The following is a 25,415-nucleotide window of genomic DNA, read 5'->3' as shown; positions in this document are numbered from 1 at the left end:
CGATGCCGGAGTCGTTGCTGCGGCTTGAATCGCACCCTTATTTCCCTGGGACAAGAGTCTAACCCAGCCCTTCCCAAAAACAAAGAATAACTCGTCTGCGCTGCCTGGCTCAGGCGCCGCGCGCGGCCGCCAGGTCGTATTTCTTGATCTTGTCGTACAGCGTCTTGCGCGGGATGCCGAGTTGCTCCGCCGCCAGCGCGACGTTGCCGTCGGCTCCCGCCAATGCATCCTCGATCAGGATGCGCTCATAGGCGTCGAGTTGCTGCGGCAGGCTGGCGGCGGCGGTCGAGGCAGCAGCAGCCGTGCTGCTGTCCGCCACGCCGAGCACCCAGCGATCGGCGAAGTTGCGCAACTCGCGTACGTTGCCCGGCCAGTCGCGTTGCTGCCATTGCGCCATGAGCGCTGCGGTCCAGGCCGGCGCTGTACGACCGTAACGAATTGCCGCAGCATGGATGAAATGCGCCAGCAGCAGCGGGATGTCTTCGCGCCGGTCGCGCAGGCGCGGCAAGTCGATGCTGACCACGCCGATGCGGTAGTACAAATCTTCACGGAAGGCGCCCTGCGCGCTCAGTTGCAGCAGGTCGGCCTTGCTGGCGGCGATCACGCGGCAATCGATGGCGATCGACTCATTGCCGCCCAGACGCTCCAGTCTGCGCTCCTGCAGCACGCGCAACAGCTTGACCTGCAAGGCCATCGGCATGCTTTCGATTTCATCAAGGAACAGCGTGCCGCCGTTGGCGTATTCCAGTTTGCCGATGCGGCGCTTCTGCGCGCCGGTGAAGGCGCCTGCTTCGTGGCCGAAGATTTCGCTTTCGAATACGCTCTCCGGCAATGCGCCGCAATTGATCGCCACGAAGGGCCCCTTGCGTTCACTGGCGGCGTGCAGCTGGCGCGCCACGACTTCCTTGCCAGCGCCGGTCTGGCCGTTGATGAGGATGTCGACCGAGGTCGGGCCGACGCTGCGGATCAGCGTGCGCACCCGCTCCATCGCCGCCGACTGCCCCACCAATGCCGGCGTGGCGGGATCGGCCTGCCAGGCTTCGCGCAGGCGGCGGTTGTCGAGCACCAGGTTGCGCTTCTCCTGTGCGCGCCGTGCGGTCTCCAGCAGCCGGTCGGCAGCGAAAGGCTTTTCGATGAAATCGTAGGCGCCGGCACGCATCGCTTCGACCGCCATGGCGACGTCGCCGTGCCCCGTTACCACGATCACCGGCAGGTCGGCGTCGGCCGCCACCGCGTGCGCCAGCACTTCCAGGCCGGAACGCCCCGGCAGCCGCACGTCGGTCACCACGATGCCGGCGAAACCCGCATGCAGCAGCGGCAAGGCCTGTTCGGCATCGGCGCAGGCCTGCACGCTGAACCCACCGAGTTCCAGCGTTTGCGTGGTGGCCTTGCGCACGCTTTGTTCGTCTTCAATCAGGATGGCGAGTGCGTTGGGTGCGTTCAATGAGGTCTCCATGAATCATCAGTTACGGGGCCGGCGCCGGCAGGCGTACGGTGAATTCGGCGCCGCCTTCGGGCAGATTATGCGCCGACAGGCGGCCGTTCATCGCCTGCACGATGGACGACGAAATCGCCAGTCCCAGCCCGAGACCTTTGCCGCTGGGCTTGGTGGTGAAGAACGGTTCGAACAGGTGCGGTGCGACTTCATCGGGAATGCCGGGGCCGCTGTCGCGAATACGTATGACGGCCTCGCCGGCGTCGTGCTCGACGATCACCGTGACGCGCTTGTCGGCAACGTATTCGACCGTCTCAACCGCATCGATGGCGTTGCGCAGCAGGTTGATCAGCACCTGCTCGGTGCGCACCACGTCGCCCATCACCTGCACCGGACTGCGCACGTCGATCTCGATGGCGACCGCCTGCTGGCGGAACTCGTTGCGCAGCAGCAGCACCGCCGCTTCGACCGTCTGCGCGACGTCGACCACGGCGATGGCGTCGCCGCTCTTGCGCGCGAAACCTTTCAGCTGCGCGATGATCTTGCCCATGTGGGCGCTGGCGCCGCTGATGTGCTCGAGGTTCTCTTCCACCTGCGGCAGCTGGCCGCGGCGCATGAATTGCACGGCGTTGTCGGCGAAGGCGCGGATCGCCGCCAGCGGCTGATTCAGCTCATGCGTGACGCCCGCCGCCATTTGTCCCAGCATGGCCAGCTTGCCGGCCTGCACCAGTTCATTTTGCGTCGTGCGCAACAGGCTTTCGGTCTGCTGCAGGGTGACGTATTTTCCCTCCAGCGCCTGATTGGCCACGCGCAGCTCCTGGGTGCGCACGGCGATGGTGGCGTCCAGCTCCTGGGCCGCACGGCGCAATGCGTCGCGCGATTCCAAGCGCTCCTGCAGGCGTCGTCTGCGCTGATAGATCGCCCATAGCGAAATCGCTGCGATCGCCATGATCAGCGCGACCCACATGGACCACAGCATGGCGATGCGGGTGATGCGGGCCTCGGACGGAAACAGCATCAGCTGCCAGCCCTGCTTGTCGATCGCGCGTGCGACGTGGTCGCCGAAGCCACGCCGCAACGGCTTGGGCATCTCGGCCACCGGCGTGATCGGCTGGTCGGCATATTGATGCGTGCCGGCCAATTCCTGCTGCAGCTTGCCGTCGAGCGGACGCAGGCTGTGGTATTTCCATTCCGGCCGATTGCTCAGGAACACCACGCCGCTGTGATCGGCCAGCGTGATCGGGTCTTCATTGCTGCGCCAGGTGTGTTCGAACTCGGACAGGTCGACCTTGACCGTCATCACGCCGATCGGCTTGCCTTCACCACGCGGCGCCCCGGCCGGATAAATCGGCTGGGCCATGAAATAGCCCGGTTCGCTGGAGATATTGCCAATGCCGTAGAAGCGTCCGGAGCCGCCCGCCAGCGCTTCGGCAAAATAGGGCCGGAAACCGAAATCGCGGCCGACGAAACTGGTTTCTTCATTCCAGTTGCTGGCCGCCAGCGTCATGCCGCGCGCATCCATCATGTAGATCGCCAGCACCTTCGACTGCTTCTGGATCGCCTGCAGGCTCAGGTTCAGGCGTTGCACCGCGGCTGCGTCATCGGGATGATGCAGCACCTGGTCGACGTCGGCCAGTGCGCCCAGCGCGTACGGCATGATCTCGAACTTGTCGAGTATCGATTGCAGGTCGAGCGCGACGATCTGCAGTTGGCGTTCGCCGGCGGCATGCAGGTCGCTGCGGGCTTTCTCCGCGGCGACGAAATACGATGCAAAAAAAACCGCCGCCGCGCACAGCGCGACGACGGCGATCAGTATCGGAAATTTACGGGAAGACATGGCTGGAGAGGTGCTCTGAACATACATGCCGCCATCATACCCGCTGGCGCGCCCTGCTCTGTCGTCTCTCTCCCTTGCTTCCCGTAACGCCATCAGTCCTCGTCCTTGAGGTAACCGACCTTGCTCGGATCACGCATGCGGAAAGTAATCAGCAAGGCGATCGCGCACATGATCGAGACGTACCAGTAGAAGTTGGACTCCATGCCGGCCGCCTTGAACGACAGTGCAACGAACTCGGCCGAGCCGCCGAACAATGCATTGCCGACCGCATACGACAGGCCGACGCACAGCGCGCGCACTTCCGGCGGGAACATCTCGGCCTTGATCAGGCCGCTGATCGAGGTGTAGAAACTGACGATGCACAAGGCCAGAAGCGCCAGGCCGAATGCTGCGTACGGATCGGTGACGTCCTTGAGCATGTGCAGAATGGGCACGGTGCACAGGGTGCCGAGCACGCCGAAAAACAGCATCATGTTGCGGCGGCCGATCTTGTCGGACAGTGCGCCGAACACCGGCTGCAGGATCATGTAGACGAACAGCGCGCCGGTCATCACTGCGCTGGCGGTCTTGGGGTCCATGCCTGCGGTGTTGACCAGGTACTTCTGCATATAGGTGGTGAAGGTGTAGAACATCAGCGAGCCGCCGGCGGTGAAGCCGACCACGGTGAAGAAGGCACGCTTGTGCTTCCACAGGCCGGCGAAGGTGCCAGCCTCTTTCTTGTTGCGGGTTTCGGCGGTGGTGGTCTCGGTCAGCGACCTGCGCAGGTACAGCGCGATCACCGCGCCGAATGCGCCCAGCACAAACGGCACACGCCAGCCCCAGGCGCGCAGCTCTTCGTTGCTCAAGGTCTGCTGCATGGCCACCAGCACCAGAACCGCCAGCAACTGCCCGCCGATCAGCGTGACGTACTGGAACGAGGCGAAGAAGCCGCGGTTATTTTTTGGCGCGATTTCGCTCATGTAGGTCGCACTGGTGCCGTATTCACCGCCCACCGACAGGCCCTGGAACAGACGCGCTACCAGCAGCAGGAACGGCGCCGCCGTACCGATCACGGCATAGGTCGGCAGGAAGGCGATCATCAGTGAACCGCCGCACATCATCAGCACGGAGATCATCATCGAGGTCTTGCGGCCATGCTTGTCGGCGATGCGGCCGAACAGCCAGCCCCCGATCGGGCGCATCAGGAAACCGGCTGCGAACACGCCGGCAGTGTTCAGCAATTGCGTGGTGGTGTCGCCCTTGGGAAAAAAGGCCGGTGCGAAATAGATGGCACAGAATGAATAGACGTAGAAGTCGAACCACTCGACCAGGTTGCCCGACGAAGCGCCGAGGATCGCCAGGATGCGTTGCTTGGTGGTGGATGGTCCGGCGGCGACGGGCGTAGCCGAAGCGTGCGTGGTCGACGTAGTGGAAACTGTTTGAGTCATTGCTATCTCCAGGTTTGTAAGCGGCCGGAGGTGCTCCACGAAAATCACGGGGCAAACCGGCTGTTTGATATTTGTGCCAGGCGTGTGCCTGCAATCGCGGCCGCAACGCGGTGCGACAGGAGCGAAAAAGGACGTTGGTTTGCCGGATTACGGCGAAGGAAGCGGCGTCACATCTGTCTCCTGCTTTATTGTTTTGGAGAGGCATATGCAGGCATCGTGCCAGTATCCGGATCTTTCTCAAGCATTTGATTTAAAAAGGGTTTTAAAAATACGTTGCGACAAGGAAAGCGCTTTCCTTGCGAACATCCAGAATCCCGGGAACACACATTGCGGATATCCAGCCAAAGCGCAGGGCGAAAAAAAAGCCCGGGCCGTTGCCGGGCCGGGCTCTTCTTGAAGCGCTGACAAAAGCATTAACGCAGGCGCGGCTCCGACGGCGTGATGTCGATGGTGCGGCGCGCTGCCGGCAAGGCCGGCACGCCGCTCAACGTGAACACGCTGACCAGTTGCGCCAGGCTGTCGGCCTGGGTCTGCATCGAGGCGGCAGCCGCGGCAGCCTCTTCCACCAGCGCGGCGTTCTGCTGGGTAACCTGGTCCATCTGGGTGATGGCGTGGTTGATCTGCTCGATGCCGGTAGTCTGCTCTTCGCTGGCGGAGCTGATCTCGGCGACGATGTCGGTGACGCGCTTGACGCTGTTGACCACTTCGGCCATTGTCGCGCCGGCCTGCTCGACCAGCTTGCTGCCGTTGCCGACTTTTTCCACGGAGTCGTTGATCAGGACCTTGATTTCCTTGGCGGCCGCCGCAGAGCGTTGCGCCAGGCTGCGCACTTCGGAAGCGACCACGGCGAAGCCGCGACCCTGCTCGCCCGCCCGCGCGGCTTCCACGGCGGCATTCAAGGCCAGGATATTTGTCTGGAAAGCAATACCGTCGATGACGCTGATGATGTCGACGATCTTTTTCGACGAGTCGTTGATGGCGCCCATGGTGTCGACCACCTGACCGACCACGCCGCCGCCCTGGGTGGCGATTTCAGATGCCGATACCGCGAGTTGGTTGGCCTGGCGCGCGTTGTCGGCGTTCTGCTTGACGGTGGAGATCAGTTCTTCCATCGATGACGCGGTTTCTTCCAGCGCACTGGCTTGCTGCTCGGTGCGCGAGGACAGGTCAAGGTTGCCGGCGGCGATTTCGCTCGATGCCGTGGCGATGGTGTCGGTGCCGGTGCGCACGTTGCTGACGATGCCGCGCAGGCTGAGATTCATGTCTTGCAGCGCTTGCAGCAGCTGGCCGGTTTCATCCTTGCTGCTGACCTGGACGTCGCTGGTCAGGTCGCCCTCGGCGACACGGCGCGAAATCGTCACGGCGGAATTGATCGGCCGCGTGATGCCGACCGTCAGGTACCAGGCGCACAGCACGCCCAGCGCCAGGATCAGGCCTTCCAGCGCGAGCAGCAAGATACGGCTGTCTTCGGCGATGACGTCGATGTGTTTCGCGGTGTCGTCGATGTCTTTGCGCTGCAGCTCGACCAGCTGGCGCATGGTGTCCTGATAGGCATTGGACGCCGGTACGAAATCCTTTTCAAGCACGCGCTCGGCTTCCTCGATGTTGCCGGCCGCCTTGGCCTTGTTGATAGCGTCGCGCGAGCTCAGATAGAGCTTGCGCTGTTCGCCGATCTTCTGGAACAGCTTCTTTTCTTCGTCGCTTTCCAGCAGTGCCTCAACCTTCTTCTGGTATTCGCCTGAGCCCTTGGACGAGGCCGCCGCTTCCGCCGCGAAATACGGGCCGAGTGACGGATCGCTGCTCTTGGCGATGGCGATCGTGCGGCGGATGCCGCTGGCAAGGTTGGCGTACCAGTCGCCGATCAGGCGCTCCTTCAGCAGAGGCTGGCTCATCATCTCGCGCGTGGCCGACGATACCGCTTGCAAGCGCCAGATGCCGATGGCCGTGATCACGATGGAGAAGGCCAGAATAAGGGCGAAGCCCAACGCCAGGCGCTTGCCGATTCGCATGTTTCCGATAATGTTCATTGCTATTTTCAATCCCGTTTTACCGTCGCTGCTGCGACGTGTTTTTAAATTCTCGAGGCGACCCCGATCCGCTCAGCACCGCCGGGCAGGTCGCCATTACAAATCAAAACGGGATATTTGATTCGTCGCAACATACGATGAAAAGCCCCGCAGATCGGGGCTTTGAGGCATATGTTGCGCAAAAGGCATCGAAAAAATGGGAATGGCATTAATGCTTCGACAAGATTGGCGTCGCAAGTGTTATCGGAACAACCACGGTCTTGTCGAAGGAACAAATCGGCCAGCAAATCGAACGAGCAAATCGAATAAGCACATCTTATCGATCAAGACCGCCGACGATCAATTTTCCGACTTCCGCCAACACCGTATTGCGCTGCTCTTCCGGTGCCTTGGTTTCAGTAAGATAAATCGATGCCAGCAACGGTGCGCCCTGCGGCGGCCAGATGATGGCGACGGTGTTGGTGGTGCCGTAGTCGCCCGAGCCAGTCTTGTCGCCTACTTTCCAGCCAGCCTGCATGCCGGCACGCACCCGGCGGTCGCCGGTTTTGTTGGCCAGCATCCAGGCCGTGATCTGGCGTCGCGATGCAGCCGACAAGGCATCGCCGAGCAGGATTTTTTGCAGGTTGCCGATCATCGCCGTGGGCGTCGTGGTGTCGCGCGGATCGCCGGGGATGGAGGTGTTGAGTTCTGTTTCGAAGCGATCCAGGCGCGTCGTGTCGTCACCCAAAGAGCGCACGAATTTATTGAACGCCTCGAGGCCGCCGAGGCTGCGCAGCATCAGGTTGGCGGCGGTGTTGTCGCTCAGCGTGATGGCCGCTTCGCACAATTGCGCCAGGGACAGGCCGTCGCCGCCGACATGCTTGCCGGTGGTCGGCGAGTAATTGACCAGCACGTCTTCGCCGTAGACGATGCGGCGGTCGAGCTGTTCGGCGCCGGTGTCGACGCGCCTGAGCACGGCCGAGGCCGCCAGGAACTTGAAGGTGCTGCACATCGGAAAGCGTTCGTCGGCGCGGTAGCCCCAGCGGCGACCGCTGCCGCTGTCGAGGATTTCCACGCCGAGGCGGCCGGCGACGCTGGCTTCCAGTTTCGCCAGACGCGCCACAACGGAAGCAGAGTCCTTAGATTTTTTTGCCTCAGCGGTACCGGCTGCCCACGCGCCGCCGGCACAACCGGCCAATACCGCGCCGGTCATGGCGAGAAAATGTCTTCTGTCTGTCATCATTTTTCCTTGCAAAATTGGAGACGAAGCGAAATGATAGGCAGCAAGTACGGTCATCGCAATTCACGATAATTTACCCCAGACCACAGAAAAACTGATCCCAGAATGAATTCGGAAAACTTATGCATCTCCCCCTCAATGCCTTGCGGGCCTTCGAAGTCGCCGCCCGCCATCTCAGCTTCACTTACGCGGCCGACGAACTGAACGTGACTCAGACCGCCGTCAGCATGCAGGTCAAGAATCTGGAAGAGCGCCTCGGCGTGACGCTGTTTCGTCGTCTGCCGCGCGGTCTCGCGCTGACCGACGAAGGCCTGGCGCTGCTGCCGGTGCTGGCCGAATCCTTCGAACGCATCGCCACCGTGCTGGGCCAGTTCGAGAACGGCCGCATGCGCGAAGTGCTGACGCTGGGCGCGGTCGGCACGTTTGCGGTCGGCTGGCTGATGCCGCGGTTGCGTGAATTCCAGCAGACCTATCCGTTCGTCGATCTGCGCCTGCTGACCAACAACAACCGCGTCGACCTGGCCGGCGAAGGATTGGACTACGCGATCCGTTTCGGCGATGGCGCCTGGCACGGCACCGACGCCGAGCGCCTGTTCGCCGCGCCGCAGTCGCCGATGTGTGCGCCGGCGCTGGCGGCACGGCTGCGGCGGCCGCAGGACCTGGCCGGCGAAACGCTGCTGCGCTCCTATCGCACAGATGAATGGAACCACTGGTTCGCCGCTGCCGGCGCGCCCTGCCCGCCGATCCGCGGCTTCGTGTTCGACTCCTCGCTGACCATGGCCGAAGCGGTGGCGCAGCAAGCAGGCGTGGCACTGCTGCCGGTCAACATGTTCGAGCGCGAACTGCGCCAGGGCCGGCTGGCCTGCCCTTTCGACATCTCCATCAGCGACGGCGCGTACTGGCTTACGCGCCTGAAATCGCGGCAGGAGACGCCCGCGATGCAGGTCTTCCGCAGCTGGCTGCTGGCACATGCAACCGGCGCGGCGTAGACAAAAGACCACATCCGATATCAGGAAACGCCTGATACTTGCAAAAGAGAACACACCGTAAAATAAATGATATAAACTATTTACATCCGCACTGCATCAGGCTTCACCAGGATGATGTAATCGTTTACAAATGCGGATTGCAGGCCGGAACCTATGAAATCAGACGGCTTGCAACGTGTCTCAACCCAACAAGGAAACGGGGGACATCATGAAAAATTACTTCGCTGCGCTGTATCGGAAACTGGTCGATTACCTCAACGACTCCAGCGCCCTCACGACCGGATCGCACCGCGGCGAGCCGCATTGCTGTGGCATGTACTCGGGCCTGTCCGACATGGAACAGGGTCACGAAAAGAACTGACGTCCGACTTTGCCTGGGCGGGCCGCGGTCCGCCCAGCCGTATTTTCCGCACTTCCTCCGGCCTTCTCCGCCGGGCACGCCCATCGGCGCTTGCCTTTATAATTTCAGCGGATCAACATTCCGTCACGCCCTTCCCGGCGCGCATCGCCTGCAATGTCCGACAACACCATCGCCCGCAACAAGTCCATGACCCGTTTCGACCAGCACGACAGCGTCTGGCTGTTCGGCTACGGGTCGCTGATCTTCAAGGCCGACTTCCCTTTCATCGAGCGCCGTCCGGCCCACATCGTCGGCTGGAGCCGGCGCTTCTGGCAAGGCTCGCACGATCACCGCGGCACCGTGCAGGCGCCCGGCCGTGTCGTGACGCTGATCCGGGATGAAGGTGCGACCTGCGCCGGCATGGCTTACCTGATTACACCGGAAGTGTTCGGCCATCTCGACTACCGCGAAAAGAATGGCTATCTGCGTCTGGCCACCGACATCCTGTTTGAAGACGGCAGCTGTACCGAAGGATTGATCTATATCGCCACGGAAGAAAACGCCGCCTTCCTCGGTCCGGCCTCGGAACGCGACATCGCGCGCCAGATCGCCGGCGCGGAAGGCCCGAGCGGACGCAATGCCGATTACCTGCTGGGACTGGCGGTGGCCTTGCGCGAACTGGGCAAGGACGATCCGCACGTGTTCGAAATCGAGCGTCACCTGCAGTTGCTTGGGGAGATCAATGCGACGAGCGGCAAGGACAAGGATGCGGCAGCGAAGCCGCATCCCTGATTGAAAATCACTGACGTGCCGCCAGCAGCAGAGCGCCGGCGCCGATGAAGAAACCGCCGGTAGCCTTGTTCAGCCGCGCCACGCCGCGCGAGGTACGGATGTAGCGGCGGATCTGCTTGCCGCAGGCCGAATACACTGCACTGGAGACGAATTCGGCGCACAGGTAAATCGAGCCGAGCACCAGGAACTGATGCGCCGCCGGGCGCGACGGATCGATGAATTGCGGGAAGATCGCAGCGAACAGCATGATCGCCTTGGGATTGGTGATGCCGAGCAGGAATTCCTGCATGACCAGCGCGAAGACGCCTTTCTGCGCCGGCGCCGACGATGGCGCCCCCGACTCGATGCCGTCGGCCAGTTCCAGTCCATGGAATTCGCGGCTGCGCCAGGCGCGCCAGCCCAGATAGAACAGATACAGCGCGCCGACCCACTTCACGGCCGTGAAGGCTGTTTCCGAAGCCAGCAGCATGGCGCCCAGTCCCACCGCCGATACCGTCAGGAAAATCGCAAACGCCGTCACCCGCCCGAACGTGGCCAGCAGCGCCACGCCGACGCCGCGGCGAATGCCGTTGTTGAGCGCGCAAAAATTATTCGGACCTGGCACCAGCGCCAGCATGATCGCGACGGGGATGAAGAACAAGGCGTCCATGTTGCTTCCGTTTTCTGAACGTTGGGGGAGTAACGATTTTATCAGCCGCAGGATTTTCACGCCGCTACGATCGCCTTGCACCAGGATCCAGCCCCGACCCGTAGTGTAAAATTCCGGTCCGCCTCCGATTCGCCGGAGCGGTCCAGGGATGCCATGAATATCACGATCAATAACGAACTTCTCCAATACATCGATCCGCTCACCGCCAACGAATACGCCGCCCTCGAACGCAGCCTGCTGGCCGAAGGTTGCCGCGATGCGCTGGTGCTGTGGGGCGACGTGCTGGTCGACGGCCACAACCGCTACGAAATCTGCCGCAAGTACGACATCGAATTCAAGACCGTGCAAAACACCGGTTTCAGTTCGATCGACGACGTCATGCTGTGGATGATCGACAACCAGCTGGGCCGCCGCAGCGTGACCGACTTCCAGCGCGGCGTGCTGGCGCTGCGCAAGCGCGACATCATTTCCGCGCGCGTGCGCGCCGAGATGGATGCATCCATCGCCGCCAAGGCGGACACCACGGCGTCGGAACAAAGCAGCGACACACAGGCAGAAGACACCTCGATCCCGAGCGCCTCCATCAAGACCCGCGAAGACATCGCCCGCGTCGCCGGCATCAGTTCCAACACCATCGGCCAGATCGAGAAGATCCGCAAGACCGCCGCGCCGGAACTGGTCGAAGCAGTGCGCACCGGCGCCATCTCGATCAACGCCGCCGCTGCAGTGGCGTCGCTGCCGAGCGAAGAACAGATCACGGCAGTAGCCGGCGGCAAGAAGGAGTTGCGCCAGGCCGCCAAGATGGTGCGCGAAAAGCAAGCCGCCAACCGTACGCCCCGTGCCGCTCCCCAAAAAGAAACTGAAACTGCAGCGGCAAGCAGCGCCAACGACGGCGCCGCGCCGCCGTGGTCGGTTGACGGCGACGATGCAGCCGCGTTGCGCGCCGAAATCGCCACACTGAATGCCCGCGTCGCCGCACTGACGGCGGAAAACCAGGCCCTGCAGGCGGAGATCGACGCACTGCGCGGCGTGACCGCCTGACCGTACGATAGTCGACCTTGCCGGTCTATACCCTCACCGCCGCCGTCGAGATCGAACTCGAGATCCGCAAGAGCCGCTTCATCGGCATCGTCATGCCGGTGGACAATCGCGACGCCGCACAACGGCAACTGGAACAACTGCGCGCGCAACATCGCGCCGCCACCCACGTATGCTGGGCGCTGATGGCTGGCGGCCAATCGGGCATGTCGGACGACGGCGAACCGTCGGGCACGGCTGGACGGCCCATGCTGGAAGTGTTGCGCCATCACGAACTCGACGGCGTGCTGGCGGCGGTGGTGCGCTATTACGGCGGCATCAAGCTCGGCGCCGGCGGCCTGGTGCGCGCCTACACCGACGCCATCGCCACGGCGCTCAAACAGGCGCAACGCATTGAGCGCATCGTCTACGCCGAAGTGGAAATCGCCATCGCCTATGCCGATGAATCGCAGCTGCGCTACTGGCTGCAACAGAAGCAATACGCCCTGCTCGGGAGCCGTCACGACACGCTGGCGCGCTTGCATGTGCGCTTGCCGGCAACGCAACTGCCTCAGCTTGCGGACAGCTTGCCGCGGCTTTCTTCAAACGCTGCGATCGCGCAGATCATGTAATCCATGCGGCGCCGGTTGGCGTCGCTGCAGGGACGTCCCCACAGAGCATCGAACTCGGCCACCACGAGGTGGTATTCAATCTCGCTGATGGGATCCATGGCTGCATGCTCCTCACAGGTTACGGTCGTCGCCGGCATCAGCATGTCCGCTTACCTGTCCCGCGCCACGCGGCGCGCCAGCACGATCGCCAGCGCCGGCGCTACAGCGAAGCAGGCGAACAAGGCGTAAGCCGCATGGCGTGCGCCGTCGATACCGCCCGGCTCCGTCAGACCTGCGGCGTTCACCGTGAGGCCTGCCAGCGCGGCGCCGATCGCCATGGCGTAGAGCTGCACCGTGGTGATGCCGGCCGAGGCCAGGTTTTCTTCACCGCGGCGCGCCGATTTCAACACGCGCGTCAGCAGATGCGGCCAGCCCAGTCCTATGCCCAGACCGACTCCGCCGAGCGCCAGCGCCAGCCACAGTCCTTCTGCCCCAACATCCACATCGACGTCGCCGGGCAGCAGCGCCGCCAATGCCACCAGCGACAAGGTCATTATCAGCGGTCCGATATGCACCATCCGATCGGCATCCTTGCCGCTGCGCGCCGAACTCAGCAGCGACGCCAGGCTCCAGCCGCCGGCCATGGCGGCCGTCATGTAACCGGCCTGCAGCGGCGCGTAACCGTGCAGCGTCTGCAGGAAGTACGGTACGAAGATTTCGGTCATGCTGCCGATCATGAGCAGGCAGACGCAGGCGAATACCTTCCCCATTGCGGTACTCAATTGATAGGCGCCGGTCGGCAAGAGGGCTACGCCGGGACGCTGGTCAAGCCAGGCGACCAGCCCACCCGCCGCCAGTCCGGCCGCGACGCCGAGCAATTTTCCGGCGATGTCCTCCACCTGTCCGGCCAACGCCACCAGCAGCACGGACAGCGCCAGCAAGGCAATCTTGAGCAGTGGAATACGTACCGGACCAGAAGCCGCAGTATCGCCCTGCGACGGCTTGCCGTTCAGTTGTCCGGCCACGATCACCGCCTGCAGCAACGCCACCGGCAGCAGGCACCAGAACGCCAGCCGCCAGGCGCCGCCGGCGGCGAACAGTCCGCCCACCGCCGGGCCCAGCAAGGTCGCCACGCCCCACATGCCGGACTCCAGCGCCACCGCGCGCGACCACAGGCGCTGCTCGAACAGCACCGGGATCAGCGCATAGCCGAGCGCCGCCAGCAAGCCGCCGCCAAGACCCTGCACGCTACGCCCCGCCAGCATCCATGGCATCGACAAGGCCGTGGCGCACAGGATCGAGCCGAGCGTAAATACGCCTAAGCCCAGCAGATAGGCGCGACGCGGGCCGAGCTGGTCGAGCAGCTTGCTGGTCAGCGCCGAGCCGACGATGGAGGCGACCACGAACAGCGTGATGTTCCAGGCGTAATACGCCAGGCCGCCGATGTCGCGCACCACCGACGGCAAGATGGTGGTGACGATGTGGACATTGATGGCGTGCAGCGCAACGCCGCCGGTCAGGGCGACCGAGCGCAAGAGATTGCGGCCGGTCAGCAATTCGCTCCAGGATGTGACGACAACGGTTTCGGACTTCATGACTGACCTCGACATTCGGATGGATAACGCCTAATATGCAAGCGTTTGTTTGGATATTGTTTGAACGCATGTTAAACCCGCACCTTGAATTACACAAGTAAACACTTGGAAAATAAAATTGACATTAACCCCGACATGCCGACCGCCGAACGCATCCTGCTCCGGCTGAAGACGCGCGGCCCCGCCTCCACCGCGGCGCTGGCGCAGGAGCTCGGGATGACGGCAGAAGCGGCGCGGTTGCAGGTGCAGAAGCTGCTGGCGGACGAATTGATCAGCGGCGTGCAGGAAGCTGCCGCCGGCGCCGGACGTCCGCGCCAGAACTGGGAGTTGAGCGCAGCCGGCCACGCGCGCTTTCCCGATACGCATGCCTACCTGACGATCCAGCTGATCGGGTCGATCCGACAGTTGTTCGGCGAAGAAGGACTGGATCGCCTGATTTCCCAGCGTGAAGGCGAGATGCGCAAGGATTACCTGAAGGCCTGCAGCGGCCTTGCCGGGATTCCGAAAAAACTCGACAAGCTGGCCACCCTGCGCGCTGCCGAAGGCTACATGGCGCGCGTCGAGAAGGATGGCAAGGACTGGCTGCTCATCGAAGACCACTGCCCGATCTGTGCGGCAGCAACCAGTTGTCAGGGCTTTTGCCGCTCGGAGCTGCAGCTGTTCCGCGAGGTCATCGGCGAGGCCGCCTCGGTGACGCGCGAAGAGCATTTGCTGGCCGGTGCGCGGCGTTGCGTCTATCGCGTCAAGAGCCAATGAGGAGTACCTGAGGCATGACAAGAGCGCGGCATGCGTAAAGTTGTATAGGCAATGCCGTCGGCTTCATGTCAGAATCGCTTTCGCGCAACATGAAAAACCTCCCACATAAGGAAGCTGCAATGAAGACACCGATGACCGCCTGCCTGCTGGCGCTGACCATGGCGTTGAGCGCCTGCGTAATCCAGCCGGCCGCCGAGCAAACAACGTCGACCGGACAAGTGCCGCCGGCGCGGGTCTACATCAAGAGCATGCTGTCGCCATCGTCGGGAACGGCCGAGGTGCAATTCTCGCGCGGTACGTCGTTCTTGTACGGGAACGCGCCGCTGGAGCTGGCGATCAACGACGTGGTCCTGGCGCAGATACAGAAGGGCGAACGCCTCAGCATCTGGCTCAAGCCCGGCACCAGCTATGACTTCAGCATCAAGCCCGTGCATTCACTCAATAGCGCGACCTATCCGCAGCCCAGGAAGATCACTGTGGAGCTGAAAAATCCCGGCATCTACAAGATCGTCATCGGCGGCGACCACGAAGGCCCCGTCCTGCAACAGGAAAAGTGAAACAGGGCTACCGTTCGGGACCATCCCGAACTTGATAAAAAGCGCGGAGAGTCCGCGCTTTTTTAATGCCCGCAGGAAAATTGATGCCGCCTTGCAATGCACGTCAGGAGCGGTTTTCGGAGCCGGGAGACACAAAAATTTCCTTGAAAAAACTATCCCGGCCAAATAACAACACTCTCAAAAAAATTATCAATCGGTCATCACTCTTCGCGCGCCGATGCGCTTCTTCGGCACTAAGATGTGGAAAAATCGACAACAAGAATCTCTCATGGACCAAGAACCCTATCTCATCAAGGATGCCGGCGTCAGTCCGCGCCAGATCCGCATGGCGCGCGTCGTCATCGCCGTGTTGTTGCTCTCTGCGGCGATCGCCACGCCGCTGGCGACCACTCCCCTGCTGCCGATTCCGGGCTACATGAGCGCCTTCGGCATTGCCATGATCGTGGTCAACATCATCCTGGCTTCGCTGCTGTTCGCCCAAGGGCTGATCGAAGGCAAGGAGCGCACGATCAGGCTGGGCACGGCGTATTTTTTCGTGACGGTGATTTTCGTGCCGCTGATCGCAGCCTTCCCGGGCGGGCTGATGGAAGCCTCCATCATCGGCAGCACCAGCAGCGCAGTGTGGCTCTGGTGCTGCTGGCACACCGGTTTCGGCCTGTTGATCATCCGCTACGCGACCAGTTCGGAGGAAGTCACCGGCACCACAGCCAGCGTGCGCAAATCCATCGTCGCCTGCCTCATCGTGGTGGCGCTGCTGACGCTGGCGGCGACGCTGGGACTGCCTTATTTGCCGGAAGTATTCCGCAACGGGCGCAACTTCTTCGACGACTCGACCATGCTGGTGCCGGCGCTGGTGTTCGGCGTCAACGTGATCGCCTTGCTGTTCGTGATGCGCATGCGCGAAGAAAGGCCGGAACAGCTGTGGGTCATGGTCGGCATGTTCGCCGCCTGTATCGACGTCTGGCTGACGCTGTACGGCGGCGCACGCTTTTCACTGGGCTGGTATTTCGCCAAGATGACCAGCCTGTTCACCTCGCTGGCCGTGCTGATTTCGCAGCTGTACGGCATCACGCGGCTGTACCACAGCATCGCCGGCGCCAACAAGATCCTCATGACGCAGGCCAACCAGGATGGTCTGACGGCGCTGTCGAACCGGCGCTGCTTCGACCAGGTGCTGGAAATCGAATGGAATCGCGCCCGCCGCGACAAGCGTTCGCTGGCGCTGCTGATGATCGACGTCGACCATTTCAAAAAATACAACGATTGCTACGGCCACCTGGCCGGGGACGATTGCCTGCGCCAGATCGCACAGCAGTTGTTGCGCGTGATCAATCGGCCGGGCGATGTCGCGGCACGCTACGGCGGTGAAGAGTTTGTGGTCATTTTGCCAAACACGGATACCGCCGGGGCCCGCCTGGTCGGCGAACGCCTGCTGGTTAACCTGACTGCTGCATCGATTCCGCACGCCCACAACCAGCCGCTATGCCATGTCACGCTCAGTATCGGCGTGTCGGCGATGGTGCCAGGCCCCGGCGGCAGTACGACTGCGCTGGCGCTGGCAGCAGACAAAGCCTTGTACGAGGCCAAGGAAAGCGGCCGCAATCAGGTCTGCATCGCCCGCCATGAATCATTTGCGTCGGCAGCGACACCCGCATTCCTCATGAGTTAGGTGCGTCGGCGCTCAGATATTCAACAAACCCATAACTGGTATTGGTAATCAAAATTGGAAAAGGATGTCTGAAACACGCATACTGCAACGCAACATAAATCACTTTCTTGCGGAGCCCACCATGCGTATCCTGATCGACGTCCTGCCATACACCCTGCTGATCGCTGCAATGGTCGCACGTTATTTCGCGTCGACACGCTAATCCATGGCGGCAAGCCTGCTGCGGGCCACCGCAGGCAGGCCTGAAATAAAAAAAGGGCGGATTTTTCCGCCCTTTTGCTTTTTCTTCTCCGACGAAAAGCCTCTCTTTTCGCGTCTTTACAATTTCCCCGCACGATTCAAGTAACCGCCCCCTTCGTCGTTATGGAGCTGGGTACCCGCGCCGACTTGGCCTTACACTCCACGCTTCATTTTGCTTCCGTCCATTTAGAAAGACTGCTCATGCCGCGCATCATGACCCTCCTCCTCGCGACAGCACTGGCGCTGGCGATCACCGGCTGCGCCTGTGTGCCCGGCTTCGTGGGTTTCGACAGTCGCTGCGGCTTCACCAACCTGCCCAGCGGGCAACCCTGAGGACAATTTACACGTGCAAATCGAAGTTAAGTTTTCCGCCTTGGACGGCCTGTAGCGCAACGCAACAAAAACGCCGGCGGCAAGCGTTCAATGCACGTGCGATTCCAACCATGCAATGAGATCGTTTTGTGCGTGCAAACGGCGTTCCGGGGATTCATTGAAAATCTCGTGGAAAGCGTCGTCGTAACAATGCATCGTCTTGTCGACTTGCGGCACATGGGCGAAGAAAGCACGGCTGCCTGCCGGATCGACGAAAGCGTCGTCGCCGGCAAACTGCAGCAGCAGCGGTGAAGTAAATGTGCCGGCATCGCGCTGCACGCATGCCATCGCCCCCAGCATGAAATTGACCACGCGCGCGGACACCTTGCCATGGTTGAGCGAATCATCGAGGAAGTCGCGCACCACCGCTTGGTCATGCGACAAGCGCTGCGCCGGCAGACTGGTCGGCACCGCTACCCCCGGCGCAATCCTTGTGGTCAGCGCCAGCAGGAATTTCTGAAAGCCCGACATCCGGATCGCCAGCGCCGGCGACGACAGCAGCAGCCCACGCACCTTCGACCAGCCGCCGGTGGCGAAGCGCGCCGCCACCAGGCCGCCCATGCTGTGCCCGAACAAAAATGGCGTGGTCTGCGCGACGGCGGCGAAATCGTCGAACACGGTCTTGAGGTCATCAAGAAAATCATCGTTCGCCTGCACGCTACCGCGCGCACCTCCTGAACGACCATGGCCGCGATGATCGTGAATGCGCACCGAGAAACCGGCATCATGGAAAACCCGCGTCAGTTCGGCGTAGCGGGCGCCGTGCTCGCCGAGTCCATGCACCAGCACAATGGCACCGCGCGGCTGCGGATGCACCCATTCGCGATAAAAAAGCTTGACGCCATCGGCGGCCTGGAGAAATCCCGTATTTTGATTGTTGTCGGACATCGCGCTGCATTTCCTTGAAGGGATCACGGACGTCTGCATATTGCCCTAAAAACCGGCAACGCACAGCATCGCCCTGTTCCGGCGAAACGGCAGGGACACAATAAAAGAATGGGAAAAACTCGATGGGAAAACAAGCGCGCCGGGCGATCTGCGGAAATATGCTGATCGCCCGGCGGCGGTGAAATGCCGCATGCATCGCTTCGGGGAATTGGTGTTGGTATATTTTCTAACCGCCAACTCCGGTATCGAGACCAGATAATAAATTCGCCTCTGCGCGCCACCAATCGGACGATGCCGGATTGCCTTGTAGGACAAGCTCCCCTGTCGCGGTGGCGCCGGTTCCTGCTGCTATCGCGCGCTTATCGTGGTCAATCCTGGCCCGCTATTCCGGTGTCCTGGCGACGGTGTGAGCGACGCACACGCCGGATCGCCAGTTGCACGCTGGCCAGCCATGACAGCGGACGCGGATGCACTACGGCGCGCAAGGCGCGCGCATAGTCGAGGATAAGCCCCGGCGTCCACGCCATGGTCATGGCGCGCTTGCGGATGTGGCTGGCGACCCAGACTTCCGGCGAGAACAGGATCTTGATGAAGCTCAGCCAGTGATCGGCGCGCTTGCCGATCACGCCTTCCAGTGCCGCCTCCAGCGCATGCGCGACGGTGCTGGAACAATTGCGATGAGTCAGGTTGTAGATCTCTTCGCGACGATAGTCCTGCCAGAACTGCTGCAGGTGACGCACGTCGTAATCGCGGAAAGAAATCTTTTCGGTCGATTCGCACCACGCCGCCGATTCCGACGGATAGTCGGTCAGATAGCGGCCCCGCACGTTGTTGTCCGGCGTGGCGCGCAGCAGGCGTGAAAACTCGCCCGGTGACCGATCGATTTCAACCGCCGGATACAGGCTGATATACAGACTTGGCGCAATCTCCAGCGCTGCGTGGCCGGTCGAAATGCGGCCGCTGGCGTCGACTGCGGCAATATAGCGATCGACGATGGGACGATGCAGCGTCGCTTCCCGGGCCGAGCCGGCCGGCGTCCAGACGTGCACCGTGAGCGGCGCTGCCGAGGCAATTGCTGCCGGCGTCGTCACCGCCAGCTGGCCGTCGTAGCTGCCGGCATCGAGCGGCCGATCCGAATCGGCGTTGCGATAAGCCAGCTGCGACAATGAACTGGCACGCGGCAAACGGCGTGAACGACTGGCCAGCCAGATCATGCTCCAGCCGCTAAAAATCAGTCCCATGCCCAGGCAATACGGCACGGTGCCTTTGTAATGCGTAGGGTAAGGCTGGAAGAAAAAAATCGCGATCAGGATCTGGCCGACGCCACCCGCCAACGCCATGCGCCAGCGTGGAAAACGCACGATGGCGGCCGAGATGATCTGCAAGCCGCCGCCGATCGTGAAAGCCGTGCCGAACAGCATCGCCAGCAGCATATCGCTGTGGTGATAGGCCGAAATGATCAGCAGCGCGATCACCAAGAACAGACTGCCTTTGACGTAGCGCAGCGTTTTCTGCGCACCTATGCCACTCGACGCCAGGAACAGCGTGGCCAGGCTTTCCACCAGCAGCAGCCAGCCGAACAACGTCAACGGAAACACCAGCACACCATCCAGCGCATCGATGCACAGGCTGACGCCGACGACCGCCCAGGCCAATCCGATCAATGCCAGTACATGCCAATAACGCCGGATAAAATCCGCTCCCAGTAACAACAACACCAGACGTATCACGTTTTGTTCCCCATTTCTGATGACGGCCTTGCGGCCGGTCCCGTTTCCTCTGTTTCCCGGCGTCCATTTTACCGTCGTCGGCGCACTTGTTCCCAACGGAAAGAATCGACGACAATGGACGGCCTTCTCCCTCTTCTTCGTCTTCTCTCTCTGTGCCATCCATGCTCCTCTTCTCTACATTTGTCAGCGCGATGCTGCTGTTTCCTCTGAACGTGACGCTGCTGGGCGCGCTCGGGCTGCTGTTGCGACGACGCCGGCCTGCGGCGATATGGCTGAGCTGGACGGCGCTGGCCCTGCTGCTGGTCTTCAGCACACGAGCCGGCGCACTGCTGCTGGTCGCACCGCTGGAATGGCAGACGCCGCCGCTGGCATCGATACCGCCGACGGCGCAGGCCATCGTCGTACTCAGCGGCGCACGACTGTCAAATGCGCCGGACTACGATCATCAGGACAAACCCGGTTTCATCACGCTTGCACGTCTGCAATACGCCGTGCGCCTGCATCGCGCCAGCGGCCTGCCGATTCTGGTCACCGGCGGCAAGCCTGACGGCTCGGTTGAAAGCGAAGCGGCTGTCATGGCGCGCAGCCTGCGCGACGACTTCGGCGTCGCTACGCGCTGGCAGGAACAGGCCTCCGACACCACCGCCGACAATGCCCGGTTGACGGCGCCGATTTTGCGCAACGCGGGGGTACAACATGTGCTGCTGGTGACCGACGCCATGCACATGCCGCGCGCGCTGCGCAGCTTTCGCGCACAAGGCATCGGAGTGATCCCAGCGCCGACGGTCTTTTTCAGCAATGAACGCCTTACGCTCAACGACTGGCTGCCGGGAGGCGAAGGCTTGCGACGCAGCAACTACGCGCTGCACGAATGGATAGGCGCACTCTGGTATGCGTTGCGGAGCATTGCTGACAAGAGCCGATAAGGCCGAGGAAAGCCCCACTAATCGGGGCTTTCTTTTTTCCTACCACGTTTAAAGTTATCCTGTTGTCGCGCCGTTAACGACACAGTCCGGGCAGCATTCCGGACGACAACTCGGGTATTTTTATCCAAGTTTTCAAGGCATGCGCAGACACGCCGACCATTTCCACTTTAATCAAAGAAAACTCTGGAGACCATGGAATGAAACTTTCATTCAAACAACGTCTGTGGGCGCCGCTCGTCATCAGCCTGATCGCTCTGCTCGCCATTTCAATTTTCAACGCCTACCAGGCGCACAACATCCGCCTTGAAGAACGCAAGAAAGACCTGATCAATGTGGCGCAAGTCGCCATGAGTACGATCAAGGAATACGGCGAGCTGGCCAAGAACGGCACGATGAGCAAGGAAGAAGCGCAAAAGACCGCGTTGGCGCGTGTGAAGATGATGCGCTACGGCACCGACGGTTATTTCTCGGTATCCAATTCGTCCGCCGTGACCATCATGCATCCGATCAAACCGGAGCTGAACGGCAAGGACCTGACCAACTTCAAGGATCCGGCCGGCAACCAGGTGTTCGTCAACATCTCCAAGGCCGCTGCATCGCCGCAGGGCGGCTTCATCAACTACATCTGGCCGAAAGTCGGTTCACCCGACCCGGTGCCGAAAACTTCCTATGCGTTCCGCTATGAACCTTGGGACTGGATCGTCACCACCGGCGTGTACATGGACGACGTCAATTCGGCGTTCACGCAATCGGTCTATCAGCTGATCGCGATCTTCGCCGGTTTTGCCATCATTCTGATCGCTCTGGTGGTGGTCAACAACCGCAGCATCCTGCGCACCATCGGCGGCGATCCGGGCGACGCGGCGGAAATCGCCAACCGCATTTCCGACGGCGACCTGACGCTGGTCATCAACACCGCGCCGGGCGACACCTCGAGCCTGGTGTACGCGTTCAAGCGCATGCGCGATTCGCTGACGCACACGATCTCGAACATCAAGTCGTCGGCCGACACCATCGCCACCGCATCGAGCGAAATCGCCAGCGGCAATCTGGATCTGTCGGGCCGCACCGAACAGCAGGCCGGCTCGCTGGAAGAAACCGCGTCGGCAATGGAAGAACTGACCTCCACTGTGAAACAGAACGCCGACAACGCACGCCAGGCCAACCAGTTGGCGGTGTCCGCTTCGGAAGTCGCGATCCAGGGCGGCGCGGTCGTCAGCCAGGTGGTCGACACGATGGGCTCGATCAACGAATCCTCGCGCAAGATCGTCGACATCATCAGCGTCATTGACGGCATCGCATTCCAGACCAACATCCTGGCGCTGAACGCGGCGGTGGAAGCTGCTCGCGCCGGTGAACAGGGCCGCGGCTTCGCGGTGGTGGCGTCGGAAGTGCGCAGCCTGGCGCAACGCTCTTCCGCTGCGGCCAAGGAAATCAAGACGCTGATCGACGATTCGGTATCGAAGGTCGACGTCGGCAGCAAGCTGGTGCAGCAAGCCGGTGAAACAATGAACGAGGTGGTCGCCAGCGTCAAGCGCGTGACCGACATCGTCGGCGAAATCAGTTCGGCCAGCCAGGAACAAAGCGCCGGCATCGGCGAAGTCGGCCAGGCGATTACCCAGATGGATGAAGGCACGCAGCAAAACGCAGCACTGGTGGAACAAGCCGCCGCTGCCGCGCAGTCTCTGCAAGACCAGGCGGCTACGCTGGCCCAACTGGTCGGCCGCTTCAAGCTCGATGGCGCTCACGTGCAGGCGGCGCCGATCGTACGTGCTGCCGCGCCGGTACGTACTGCGGTGGCAAAGGCGCCGGTCCGGCCTGTTGCCGTCGCCGGCAAACCCAAGGCGGCTGCTACTGCTCCTGCTGCAGCGCCACGCATCGCCTCGGCGCCTGCCAAATCGGCAGGATCGAAACCGACGATGCCGGATTCCGATTCAGATTGGGAAACCTTCTGACGGACGTCCCTGCATCATCGTGACGGGCAGCAAAACGAAGGGCTTGCATCTCAGTGCAAGCCCTTTTTTCATGCCTTGATCCTGCACATTTTCTTTCACCGCGACCATGCCGCCACGCTTGTCGAAGCGGTCATTTTTTGAGAGTTTTCTCATATTCTTTGAGGGCGTGAATCGCGAGAATGGTTACATCGCGCTGAAACAAGGCGCTCACATGAAACCACAATCGCCATGAACCGTCTCGCCGCCCTCATCGTCCTGACCTCCGCCTTGTGCGCCACTGCCGCCGTGCAGGCAGCGCCGACGGTGGAACTGCGCGTGACCGGCGTGATCCGTCCTTCCGCCTGCACCCCGACCCTGGGCAACAGCGGCGTGGCCGACTACGGCACCATCCCGGCCAAGACCTTGCAACCCGGCCAATACAAGAAGCTGGACGTCAAGCAAGTCAGCCTGTCGGTGACCTGTGACGCCGCCGCCAAGATTGCGCTGGTGGTGATCGACAACCGCGCTTCTTCACGCATCGACGGCGTGGTCGACAGCATCCGCGCCGACGCTGCCTACAACTTCGGCCTTGGCAGTGTTGCCGGCAAGAACGTCGGCGGCTACACCATGATGCTGTCCGCCGCCGCGCTGGCCGACGGCCAACCGGTCTCCGCTATCGCGTCCAAGGATAAAGGCGCTTCGTGGAGCGGCAACGCCGGCTACCTCGATCACGACGGCGCTTATTTCTCGTTCGCTCAAAGCGGCATGACACCGGTTGCACTCAAGACGCTGGCCGCGACCATCAATGTTCAGGCCGTGCTGAACAAACCGGAAAACTTGCCATTGAATCAAGACGTGCCTCTGGACGGCTCCGCCACGATCGAGATCAAGTATCTTTGACGCGACAGAGTTGCGTTGCAAGCACGCTTCTTGCAAGCACTTTTTGCGCAGTCCACAGTCAAACTTGGAATCGGCTTAAAATAAGCCGGTAGCATTGCCCAGCGCATTGAGCCGTTTAGTTGTCGACCGTCTGTGAAAATCCAGCAGTTCCGGCAGGTCCGCCCTGTCGAATCCGTTTAAGGAAAGAGACATGGCAAACTCTCCAAAAACAATGTCCAGCCTGATGTGCGAGCTCAGCGTCGCACTCGCCGACCTTGCTGAAAAAATGAGCAATCTGGCAATCAATCTGGAAAACCAATACCTCGATTCCGATGCGGAAGAACCGGCTGCGCTGATGGAAGCCGCCCGCTCCACGATTGAAAAAGCCAGGAGCAATTGACGCGCAGCCTGCCGTCATTTCCCTTAGCCCGACTTGCCGCGTCTCTTTTTTGACATCGCTTCCCGAGCGACATCACGTGCCACTCCGCCATCGTCGTCGATCCAGAACGACACTCCTTCCGCCTCCACCCGCTCAGCAATGAAATCCGCCACCACGTTGACGCGCACAATGTCGCGCGCATCGGCATGCGTAATCAGCCAGTAGGAACGATACAGTTTCACTTGCTGCAACAGACGCACCAGTTTCTTCTCGCGCCGTGCCATGAAACAGGGCAGCACGCCCAGGCCTGCCCCACCGACCACCGCCGCCATCTGGCTGATGATGTTGGAGATGCGGATGCGCGGCCGCAGCGCCGGTGAAATCTCGGACAGGTAATCCAGCTCGCGCGACCACATCAGGTCTTCCACGTAACCGACCCACGGATGCGCTTCCAGTTGCGACTTGTCTTCAACGGCCGGCTTGCGGCGCAGGTAATCGCGTGCAGCGTAGATGCCGAGTTCGTAATCGTTGAGGCGGCGCGCGTACAAGCGCCCCTGTTCGGGCCGCGTCATGCTGATGGCGATATCGGCCTCGCGTTTGGACAGGCTGAACATGCGCGGGTTGGGGATCAGTTCCACTTCGAGCTCCGGATGGCGCTGCGCCAGCAGGTCCAGCTGCGGCGCCAGGAAATAGGTGCCCCAGGCCTCCGGCGTGCCGATGCGGATCGAGCCGGTCAGCCCCTGCGCCGGATCGTCCTGGCGCGCATGGATGCGCACCGCCAGGCTTTCCATGGCTTCGGCTTCGGGAATCAGGCGCTCGCCTTCGACGGTCAGCGCGTAACCGGCCGAGCGACGGTCGAACAAGGCCGCGCCGAGGGATTGTTCCAACCCGACGATACGCCGGCTCAGCGTCGAATGGTCAATGCCGAGCTGACGCGCGGCCACAGTCAGGCGTCCGGCACGGACCACCGCGAGGAAGGCTTGCAGGTCGTTCCAGTCGAACTTGTTCATGGGATTTCCGTATGCGATTTTTTGCACATGAAGTGTGTGATATTCGGCATTTACCGGGAAAAATCCCAATGCTACTCTTTTTCTGCTTTTACGCCTGCACGTTCATTTTCTTGCTGATGCGGGCGACAAACCTACAA

24 protein-coding genes are annotated in these 25,415 nt (G+C 61.6%); 13 read left to right on the top strand and 11 right to left on the bottom strand.

Annotation, left to right across the window (positions count from 1 at the left end):
- Positions 1-109 precede the first annotated feature (109 nt).
- The 3 genes from ACIROW_RS13975 to ACIROW_RS13965 all read right to left on the bottom strand — a co-directional run bounded on the left by ACIROW_RS13975 (position 110) and on the right by ACIROW_RS13965 (position 4,699).
- Positions 110-1,444, bottom strand: a complete 1,335-nt coding sequence (locus tag ACIROW_RS13975; protein ID WP_402276514.1) for a sigma-54-dependent transcriptional regulator — start codon at positions 1,442-1,444, stop codon at positions 110-112.
- Positions 1,445-1,466: 22 nt separating this feature from the next.
- Positions 1,467-3,272, bottom strand: a complete 1,806-nt coding sequence (locus tag ACIROW_RS13970) for an ATP-binding protein (RefSeq protein ID WP_402276512.1) — start codon at positions 3,270-3,272, stop codon at positions 1,467-1,469.
- Positions 3,273-3,364: 92 nt separating this feature from the next.
- Positions 3,365-4,699, bottom strand: coding sequence for an MFS family transporter (locus tag ACIROW_RS13965; protein ID WP_402276510.1), 1,335 nt, complete (start codon positions 4,697-4,699; stop codon positions 3,365-3,367).
- A 139-nt stretch (positions 4,700-4,838) separates the two neighbouring features.
- Here ACIROW_RS13965 and ACIROW_RS13960 point away from each other — a divergent pair, with 139 nt between their 5' ends.
- Complete coding sequence (locus tag ACIROW_RS13960; protein WP_402276507.1) at positions 4,839-5,096, top strand: hypothetical protein; 258 nt, start codon at positions 4,839-4,841, stop codon at positions 5,094-5,096.
- Between the two features lie 16 nt (positions 5,097-5,112).
- On the opposite strand, the gene ACIROW_RS13955 is transcribed toward ACIROW_RS13960, so the two are convergent.
- Positions 5,113-6,726 (bottom strand): methyl-accepting chemotaxis protein, encoded by a 1,614-nt coding sequence (locus ACIROW_RS13955; RefSeq protein ID WP_402276505.1) that lies wholly within the window; start codon positions 6,724-6,726, stop codon positions 5,113-5,115.
- Between the two features lie 316 nt (positions 6,727-7,042).
- Entirely contained in the window at positions 7,043-7,948 is a 906-nt protein-coding gene (bla, locus tag ACIROW_RS13950) for a class A beta-lactamase (protein ID WP_402276503.1), read from the bottom strand.
- Between the two features lie 119 nt (positions 7,949-8,067).
- Between bla and ACIROW_RS13945 the strand changes: the two genes are divergently transcribed.
- The 3 genes from ACIROW_RS13945 to ACIROW_RS13935 all read left to right on the top strand — a co-directional run bounded on the left by ACIROW_RS13945 (position 8,068) and on the right by ACIROW_RS13935 (position 10,066).
- Positions 8,068-8,934, top strand: coding sequence for a LysR family transcriptional regulator (locus ACIROW_RS13945; protein WP_402276501.1), 867 nt, complete (start codon positions 8,068-8,070; stop codon positions 8,932-8,934).
- A gap of 208 nt (positions 8,935-9,142) precedes the next feature.
- Positions 9,143-9,295 carry a hypothetical protein gene (locus ACIROW_RS13940; RefSeq protein WP_167321460.1) on the top strand — a complete coding sequence of 51 codons (153 nt, stop codon included), beginning with the start codon at positions 9,143-9,145 and terminating at the stop codon, positions 9,293-9,295.
- A 153-nt stretch (positions 9,296-9,448) separates the two neighbouring features.
- Positions 9,449-10,066 (top strand): gamma-glutamylcyclotransferase, encoded by a 618-nt coding sequence (locus ACIROW_RS13935; RefSeq protein ID WP_402276498.1) that lies wholly within the window; start codon positions 9,449-9,451, stop codon positions 10,064-10,066.
- Between the two features lie 7 nt (positions 10,067-10,073).
- Here the strand turns inward: ACIROW_RS13935 and ACIROW_RS13930 are convergent, their stop codons facing one another.
- On the bottom strand, positions 10,074-10,715 hold the full coding sequence (locus tag ACIROW_RS13930) for a LysE family translocator (RefSeq protein WP_402276496.1): 642 nt from the start codon (positions 10,713-10,715) through the stop codon (positions 10,074-10,076).
- Between the two features lie 153 nt (positions 10,716-10,868).
- On the opposite strand from ACIROW_RS13930, the gene ACIROW_RS13925 reads away from it, so the two are divergent.
- Both ACIROW_RS13925 and ACIROW_RS13920 read left to right on the top strand, forming a co-directional pair.
- A complete protein-coding gene (locus ACIROW_RS13925) occupies positions 10,869-11,756 on the top strand; it encodes a hypothetical protein (protein WP_402276493.1) in 888 nt (295 codons plus the stop codon).
- Positions 11,757-11,773: 17 nt separating this feature from the next.
- A complete protein-coding gene (locus ACIROW_RS13920) occupies positions 11,774-12,364 on the top strand; it encodes an IMPACT family protein (RefSeq protein ID WP_402276491.1) in 591 nt (196 codons plus the stop codon).
- 149 nt (positions 12,365-12,513) lie between these two features.
- Here ACIROW_RS13920 and ACIROW_RS13915 read toward each other — a convergent pair whose 3' ends face one another.
- Entirely contained in the window at positions 12,514-13,938 is a 1,425-nt protein-coding gene (locus ACIROW_RS13915) for an MFS transporter (protein WP_402276489.1), read from the bottom strand.
- A 135-nt stretch (positions 13,939-14,073) separates the two neighbouring features.
- On the opposite strand from ACIROW_RS13915, the gene ACIROW_RS13910 reads away from it, so the two are divergent.
- The 3 genes from ACIROW_RS13910 to ACIROW_RS13900 all read left to right on the top strand — a co-directional run bounded on the left by ACIROW_RS13910 (position 14,074) and on the right by ACIROW_RS13900 (position 16,920).
- Positions 14,074-14,694, top strand: coding sequence for a helix-turn-helix transcriptional regulator (locus ACIROW_RS13910; RefSeq protein ID WP_402276995.1), 621 nt, complete (start codon positions 14,074-14,076; stop codon positions 14,692-14,694).
- Positions 14,695-14,813: 119 nt separating this feature from the next.
- A complete protein-coding gene (locus ACIROW_RS13905) occupies positions 14,814-15,251 on the top strand; it encodes a hypothetical protein (protein ID WP_402276487.1) in 438 nt (145 codons plus the stop codon).
- Between the two features lie 268 nt (positions 15,252-15,519).
- A complete protein-coding gene (locus ACIROW_RS13900; protein WP_402276485.1) occupies positions 15,520-16,920 on the top strand; it encodes a diguanylate cyclase domain-containing protein in 1,401 nt (466 codons plus the stop codon).
- Between the two features lie 660 nt (positions 16,921-17,580).
- Here the strand turns inward: ACIROW_RS13900 and ACIROW_RS13895 are convergent.
- Positions 17,581-18,420 carry a lysophospholipase gene (locus tag ACIROW_RS13895; protein WP_402276483.1) on the bottom strand — a complete coding sequence of 280 codons (840 nt, stop codon included), beginning with the start codon at positions 18,418-18,420 and terminating at the stop codon, positions 17,581-17,583.
- 368 nt (positions 18,421-18,788) lie between these two features.
- Positions 18,789-20,150: an HdeD family acid-resistance protein gene (locus tag ACIROW_RS13890; RefSeq protein ID WP_402276480.1), complete on the bottom strand. Its 1,362-nt coding sequence runs from the start codon at positions 20,148-20,150 to the stop codon at positions 18,789-18,791.
- A 161-nt stretch (positions 20,151-20,311) separates the two neighbouring features.
- Between ACIROW_RS13890 and ACIROW_RS13885 the strand changes: the two genes are divergently transcribed.
- Complete coding sequence (locus ACIROW_RS13885) at positions 20,312-21,076, top strand: YdcF family protein (protein ID WP_402276478.1); 765 nt, start codon at positions 20,312-20,314, stop codon at positions 21,074-21,076.
- Between the two features lie 197 nt (positions 21,077-21,273).
- Positions 21,274-23,031, top strand: a complete 1,758-nt coding sequence (locus tag ACIROW_RS13880) for a methyl-accepting chemotaxis protein (protein WP_402276475.1) — start codon at positions 21,274-21,276, stop codon at positions 23,029-23,031.
- Here the strand turns inward: ACIROW_RS13880 and ACIROW_RS13875 are convergent.
- Positions 23,011-23,184, bottom strand: a complete 174-nt coding sequence (locus ACIROW_RS13875; protein ID WP_402276473.1) for a hypothetical protein — start codon at positions 23,182-23,184, stop codon at positions 23,011-23,013. The genes ACIROW_RS13880 and ACIROW_RS13875 overlap by 21 nt on opposite strands.
- A 75-nt stretch (positions 23,185-23,259) precedes the next feature.
- On the opposite strand from ACIROW_RS13875, the gene ACIROW_RS13870 reads away from it, so the two are divergent.
- Both ACIROW_RS13870 and ACIROW_RS13865 read left to right on the top strand, forming a co-directional pair.
- A complete protein-coding gene (locus tag ACIROW_RS13870) occupies positions 23,260-23,910 on the top strand; it encodes a DUF1120 domain-containing protein (protein ID WP_402276470.1) in 651 nt (216 codons plus the stop codon).
- A 190-nt stretch (positions 23,911-24,100) separates the two neighbouring features.
- On the top strand, positions 24,101-24,289 hold the full coding sequence (locus ACIROW_RS13865; protein ID WP_029363234.1) for a hypothetical protein: 189 nt from the start codon (positions 24,101-24,103) through the stop codon (positions 24,287-24,289).
- A 23-nt stretch (positions 24,290-24,312) separates the two neighbouring features.
- On the opposite strand, the gene ACIROW_RS13860 is transcribed toward ACIROW_RS13865, so the two are convergent.
- Positions 24,313-25,278: a LysR family transcriptional regulator gene (locus ACIROW_RS13860; protein WP_402276467.1), complete on the bottom strand. Its 966-nt coding sequence runs from the start codon at positions 25,276-25,278 to the stop codon at positions 24,313-24,315.
- Positions 25,279-25,415: the final 137 nt, after the last annotated feature.

It is taken from the genome of Herbaspirillum sp. NPDC101397 (genome assembly GCF_044767325.1).
In the GTDB taxonomy this organism is placed as follows: Bacteria; Pseudomonadota; Gammaproteobacteria; order Burkholderiales; family Burkholderiaceae_D; genus Herbaspirillum.
The sequence above is the reverse complement of the archived record's forward strand: the minus strand, read 5'-3'. Positions and strand labels throughout refer to the sequence as shown.